This is a genomic window from Natronoflexus pectinivorans (genome assembly GCF_004345615.1).
GTDB lineage: Bacteria > Bacteroidota > Bacteroidia > Bacteroidales > Marinilabiliaceae > Natronoflexus > Natronoflexus pectinivorans.
In genome coordinates, this window is sequence record NZ_SLWK01000028.1 from 1 (window position 1) to 6,522 (window position 6,522).

The window sequence follows — 6,522 nt, forward strand, 5'->3', positions numbered from 1 at the left end:
TGAAGGGTCTTGATTGTAACGTAATGCTCTTTAATTATTTCGTTCTTTTCTTGTAGTGTATTTTGGATTGAGTTTATATAGTCTTTGTTTTCTCTGATTTTACCATTTAATTTCTTTGCAGTTTTAATAAATCTCTCTTGATTTCTTTTCATTTTGTCATTAAAAATCAAAGCCTGAATTCTATTCTCGTTAAGCAGATTAATATTTAAAATCTCGATATCTTGATTTTTCTTCATTAAACAAGAGTTTAAGTTTATAATTCGCAGATTATCTAATCTTAATGACTCAATCTCTTCTTCAAGTTGAAAAAGGAATCTGGTTGAATCAGTGTCAAGTGTGTCAACAAATCGCAAGTTTACTTTAAAATATTTTTTCCCATCTAATTCTATACAGTTCTTGCTGTCCAAATTCCTTAAGTGACGGCTATTTGTACTCTCAATAGGAAAACCAATAAACTTTCTTATTTGAAAGTAAAATCTTTTCAAGTTATTCAATATCGTACTTTTTTGTTTTCATTCTGAATAACGGTAAATTCCTACTATAATAAACTCCTTTCAATCAAATTTCTATCAATTTACCGTTTGCTTAATAGGTTAAAGTCTCTGGGGTAGAGGGGATTACCGCTAACGGTCATTTGTATATGGCGGTTTTGCACATCCGAAATTATCTATAAACGTGAAATTTTCTGCAAAACTGACATATACAAAGTGTTAGGGGGGCGTTCCATTTTTTTTAATCAAATCGTTAAAATTCTTGCTTAAAAATAGGAATTTTCTTGAATTTCAGGGACTTTCAGTGAAATAATTCGAATAATCTTAGTTCTAAATGGTCTTCTACGGCATCGGAATTTTAGTTGATTTCACCAACATCAATATAATCAGACCGTTAAATTAGCCATCGAAACTATTAATTGTCGCCATTTTCAATGTGTTTTCCTGTTATAAATCTCAAGAAAACATGCATTTATGTCAAATGTTTAATTTCTCCGTGAATCTTTAATTTCAATATAATAGTCAGAATCTATGCGGTTAATTATTCAAGCGATTAACATTGTTTTCAACGTATTATTCATCCGATATTTCTTGAAAATCCGCCGTTTAATTAATCTATTCTGTTTCTCCACCGAAATCATTAACGACCTAAATATATCTCCAAAGAATTCAATACTCAATGGCTTATAAACCATCTTTGCGAAGCTGATTAACTATCTGTTTAAAAATCCGAGTCTTTCGGAATGATTATTTCTCCATGTTATCAAGTTTTCAACACCTTTATTTTCTTTAGAAATTCCCGATAATCTTAATATTCATGCCGTTAAATAAACTATTCCGTTAAAAACTCTCGCTTCTCCACCGAAATCATTAACCTCCAAAATATTTCTCCGAAGAGTTTGTTCTTCTATGGGTTAAACACCTATTTTGTGAAGCCACGAAATATTCAGTTCGATATCCAAATTATTCCGTTATGGATTTTTGTCGTTATGCAATATTGTTTTAATGTATTCCGATATGTTTAGTCCAGAAATTCAGGTCGATATGTCGTTAAAATCAATTTTCTTGACGTTATAAAAATTCGAAGTAGTCAGTTTTTCTCTCTGAATTGTATTTTTTTCCTTAATCTCTGTTCGTATTGGTTTTTTAATTTGCTTTAAATAAGGGATTTGCTTCAAAAAAATGGATTGCCCCCCTAACGGTCACATATATGAAATGTTGGGGCTGCGGTGTGCGTCTTTGTCTGCCGTTACAAAAGTTGGTGCGGGGCAGAAAGTCTCGAGTAAACACCTAAACCCCAATATTTTATATATGATGTTGTGGGCAGTGTTTCATTCATTCAAATATAATCAGTTTTGTTATTTTCATCCATTAAATATTTTTGTTCTGTCTTCTTCAGTATTTCAAAAAGTTTGTTTCTGGCTTGTTCACCTTTCTTTACAATTCTAATCCACTTTTTGTCATTGAGAATTGCTTCATCATTATAATCATCATTATCTGGTGCTTCATATTTATCTAATTCGGCATGCCATTCTTTTATGATTTCATATTCCTGTCGAGAAACCCAATAAATGTTAATGTAATGACTGTATTCAAAATCTGATAAAGTGTCGTTAAAATAACTATTCATAAACTCTCCAAATGAACAGTGTGGGTTATCATTCTTTGAGTCAAGCCATTTTATTCTTTGATATTCTATCGAAGAGAGTTCGAAGATTGATTGCAACCATAATTGTCTCCAATATTCTTTTTGCTCAACTTCATTTATCTCTTCATTTTCAGCGCTTTCAATGAATATGCTTTTATCCAAAACTGGTTCGCTTTTATAACTACCAACAAGTTCACGTTTTTGCTGCCATATCACCCGGTAGAAATAAATCAGGGCATAAATCAGGTGAAAAAAGAAAAAGAAAATTCCGGATTTACTATATCTGTCGTTTTTAAAGAAGAAGTAAAGCGTGTAAAAAAACAGGAAAATCCAAAGTGTCGAGAGCATGAATAATATCGCCTGTATTAAAAAATGGGGTTCTGTCTCAATGCCTAAGTGAAATAGAAAAAAAGTCCTGAATGAAACAATTATCTGTAAAACAAACAGCACAATGCTCGCCCAGAAACAAATAATCAGGAAGTTAAGTAGTGGTTTGGAAATTGATGTATTTGTCATTCGTGTTGGTATGTTAATGTTTAATTCTCAACTCACTTTATGGTTTTCAAATTCAGTTGTTTGGACGTGTGTTAACATTCTGATTAATGTAAAATTAAATGTCTGGAATTCAGTGATTTGTATTTTATGGATTTTCTTCTATTTTCATTCACTTTTCTGACCATTCAATTACGTTAGCTTAAGTAGTCAATGTCTCTGGAATAGGGTGAATTGCCCACAACGGATACGTGTATGAGTAGTGGCGGTTTACGGGGCACTTTCCTATCGTGATACGATGAACTTAATGCGAGGTAGAACGCCCGAATACGCTACATCTCCCGCCATTACTTATACACGATGTTGTGCCTAGTTTTTGTCCATTTTTGTATGCTTCTAAATTTACGATTTAATTCATCTCCAAGTGTGTCCAAATCTTGGTAAATCTCGTAAGGACTTAATCTTTGAATTGAATTCAGATATTTTAAATAAAAAAAGATAACATTTTCATTTAAATCAATCTTTATTAATAAATTATCTTTCTTGTTTACTTGTTTATTTAAAGGTTGCTTATCGTTACCAAATACCGTAAAAAAACCTCTTTGCGCTCTAATTCTATCAAAACTAGTTGGAGGATAAATAGGTATGGGTTTGGAGTATTTCCAATTTCTGTTAACTAAAAAGGACTGGTAATAGTCTAAATTATTTTCCCTAACAAAATCAATTATTGAAGACCTCCCTGTCGAATGTTTTGTTAGATTATATGGATTTAGTATCCATATACATGGTTTTTTAAGTGATTTAACATTGTCAAAGAAATTATCGGGTTCTTTTTCATAAACAATTCTATATTCTGATAAGGCAAAGAATAACGCAATATCTAATCTATCTGTCCAATCGAGCAATCTAGTTGGAACTCCATAATGCCTCATTTCAGCTAAAATCTCCCATGATGATAAAGAATGTGTTTTGCCTGACTTAAAAACATAATCATCAAACAAGTCTCTCTCACCAGCAATTGGGGCTTTGAATTGTAAAAGATTATTATATAATTTGTCAAATTCAGCTTGGGTAAAATCAATTTGAGTTTTTATTTCATGATACACTTCGTTTTTTTTATTTAAATCGTCTGTGTTTTGCTTATTAAGATATATTTGACTGATCTCTTTTTTAAGATTCTTTTTTTGATTTAAAAATTCTTTCCAAGTTTTTTTTAACTCCTCAATTTCTTTTTCTTCCCGAGATATTTCTTTAAAATCATCTGCATCACAATAGCCACCATCTCTTAAAATACTTGGCATTAAATCCCAGTCAGTATCCAATTGACCACGAAACCATGCTCCAGATTCAGTAATTTTTAAAATCTGCTTTGATTCTTCAATTTGATTAAGAAATTCTATCCAATGTACGTGATAATCTATCAATTGTATTTAGAGTTTTTGAGCGGGAAAGGGGGATTCGAACCCCCGACCTCCTTAATAAATTAATATTAAGTCGCTCTCGACCAAGTCTGAGCTATATCCCGCATTAAATTATGTCAATATAAAATATTTTTCAATTCGTGTCAAGTTGCACCGTTAAATTAGGCACAACGGTGAGCAATATGGCATGAGGCGGAATGCGGGAGTCGTCATTGTCCGCCGTTACAAAACTTAATGCGGGGCAGAATGGTTCAAAAAGTCACGAAACCCGCCTTTTGCTATATTGCATGTTGCCGTTTCGTTGATTATTCCAATTTCTTTTTATTTTCGATATAGATGTCGTCAGAAATTTTCTTTAATGACTTCATAAAATCTTGTTCGTCAAGTGATTTTAATTGAATTTTCACAATATCTTTCAACTGTTTGAAGCGTTCTGGTTTATCAATTTGATTACGAATTAAAATTGAATTAAAATTCTCAAGGTTTGATAAAACAACAAGTTCATTTATGCTTGCAAAATCACGTATGTTTAATCCTTTCTTCGCTTTCTCAGGGTTTGCTTCACGCCAATCTTTAGCTGCACAATTAAACAATGCAACATTCAACAAATCGGCTTCCTCGGCATATATTAACCATTCTTTATCTTTTTCGTAATTTTTCTCGGGTAGAATGCAGTCTCGAACAGCGTCAGTGTGCAGTAGATAATTTGTTTTCGTTAAAATTCGTTTAACGTTCCATTCAAGATTATACTGATTACTCTCAATTTCCTTTAATCTTTGGTATTCCTTAATCAACATGAGCTTAAACATTGGACTAATCCAAGAGCCAAACTCAAATGCTAAATCTTTATGAGCATAAGTCCCTCCATATCTGCCTGATTTAGAAATTAATCCTATTGCATTAGTTGCCTCAATCCATTTTTTCGGTGTCAAATTGAAACTGTTTAATCCAGCTTGTTTTCTAAAGGTGTCGAATTCGACATGTTTAAAATTCGGATTATTCAAAGTCTCCCATAAGCCAATGAATTCTACAGTATTACGATTTCGCATCCAGTTCCGAATATGGTCTGTACCCTCTTCGTCTCTTACCATATCAGTCAGGCAAATGTAATCTTGCTCGTTTTCTTTAACTATAGAAATGAGCTTGTTTTCAACTTCTATTTGAGATTTACTTGTCATATTTTCCAATCAAGTTACAACTTCTACAAATATACAATTCAATTTCAAATTAAAAGGTTGGTTCTTCGGCTCTTTCAATGAACGGCAACGGTCACATATATGAAATGTTGGGGCTGCGGTGTGCGTCTTTGTCTGCCGTTACAAAAGTTGGTGCGGGGCAGAAAGGTTCGTGTAAACATCTAAACCCCAATATTTTATATATGATGTTGTACACAGGTACGATTTGTAAATCAATTCTTGAAAAAATCAATCTTAAAAATAGAAATTATCTGAAAATCTTATCGTTACTGACCTAAAATTCAATCTAAATATTTTCGATAAATCAGTAAATCAATTAGTTAAAAACAATGCGAAATCCATATTATCATCTAATTAGTCTAAATCTGACCTTTATATAACTAATCAGAGTATCGAATTATCGCTTATCAGTCAATATTCTCCGTTAAACAATCTCGCAATGCATTAGTAGCCGTAAAAATCTTATTTTTTCTCCGACGGATTCATTACTCCGTTCATTATTAATCTAAATGGCGAAGAAAAGTAGTTTTATGATTGATAATCAGTTTTATAGTTATGAATTTTCATTCCGATTTCACGGTTTTATAAATCCAAAATCCAGTCGTTTTATAAAAACAATCCGTTAAGTGCATGCCGTAATCTCCGATGTCAATATTTAATCTATTCTGACAACTTTACAAATCTCTAAAAATCAAATATTTCTCCGAAGAATTCAATAATCAGTACGTTTTCAATGAACTTGGCGAAGCAACGTGATATCCTTGTTGTTTAATAATCTTGTCGTTATAAATTATTTAATCCGTATTCGAAGTTTTAAAAATCAATATTTTATATGTCTATAAACTCAATCTGTTAAAAATCAGTCAATTCATTGGATTATTTCCTATTTCTTTTTTTTTGATGTGAGGAATTTTCGATATACGATTAATCTTACATATCGTTAAAAATCATGTAAATATCCAATCAATCAGTTCGTTGTTTTTACCACTAAATCAAAGACTTAATCTATGAAAATCTGCGGAATTTGCCTTTTTTTGATTTTCAGGTCTTAAAAACCAAAAAAATCATGAAAAAATTACTTTCTCAGATTTTCGCATAAATCAATCCATTATCTCTTCTTTTTTCGGTCTTGAAAATTTCTTTGTTTCATAGAATTTACTTCGAAGTCGACTTGTGTACAACGGTCACATATATGAAATGTTGGGGGCTTCGGGAGTCAGAATTATCGGCCGACACAGAAATTTATGCGGAGCACAAACGTCAATGTAAGCACC

At 31.9% G+C, this 6,522-nt stretch carries 4 protein-coding genes and 1 tRNA gene; all 5 read right to left on the reverse strand.

Going from position 1 to position 6,522, the window contains the following annotated elements:
- A partial coding sequence (locus tag EV194_RS16660; protein ID WP_132435648.1) for a hypothetical protein occupies positions 1–236 on the reverse strand: 236 nt, incomplete at its 3' end.
- A gap of 1,594 nt (positions 237–1,830) precedes the next feature.
- On the reverse strand, positions 1,831–2,655 hold the full coding sequence (locus EV194_RS16665; RefSeq protein WP_132435650.1) for a hypothetical protein: 825 nt from the start codon (positions 2,653–2,655) through the stop codon (positions 1,831–1,833).
- 323 nt (positions 2,656–2,978) lie between these two features.
- Positions 2,979–4,055: an FRG domain-containing protein gene (locus EV194_RS16670; protein WP_132435652.1), complete on the reverse strand. Its 1,077-nt coding sequence runs from the start codon at positions 4,053–4,055 to the stop codon at positions 2,979–2,981.
- Positions 4,056–4,073: 18 nt separating this feature from the next.
- Positions 4,074–4,157: transfer RNA gene (locus EV194_RS16675), tRNA-OTHER, on the reverse strand.
- 200 nt (positions 4,158–4,357) lie between these two features.
- Positions 4,358–5,230 carry a KilA-N domain-containing protein gene (locus EV194_RS16680; RefSeq protein ID WP_132435654.1) on the reverse strand — a complete coding sequence of 291 codons (873 nt, stop codon included), beginning with the start codon at positions 5,228–5,230 and terminating at the stop codon, positions 4,358–4,360.
- Positions 5,231–6,522 lie beyond the last annotated feature (1,292 nt).

Coding starts and splice junctions, on each gene's coding strand:
- EV194_RS16665 (WP_132435650.1), bottom strand. CDS start 2,655: ATGACAAATACATCAATTTCCAAACCACTACTTAACTTCCTGATTATT.
- EV194_RS16680 (WP_132435654.1), bottom strand. CDS start 5,230: ATGACAAGTAAATCTCAAATAGAAGTTGAAAACAAGCTCATTTCTATA.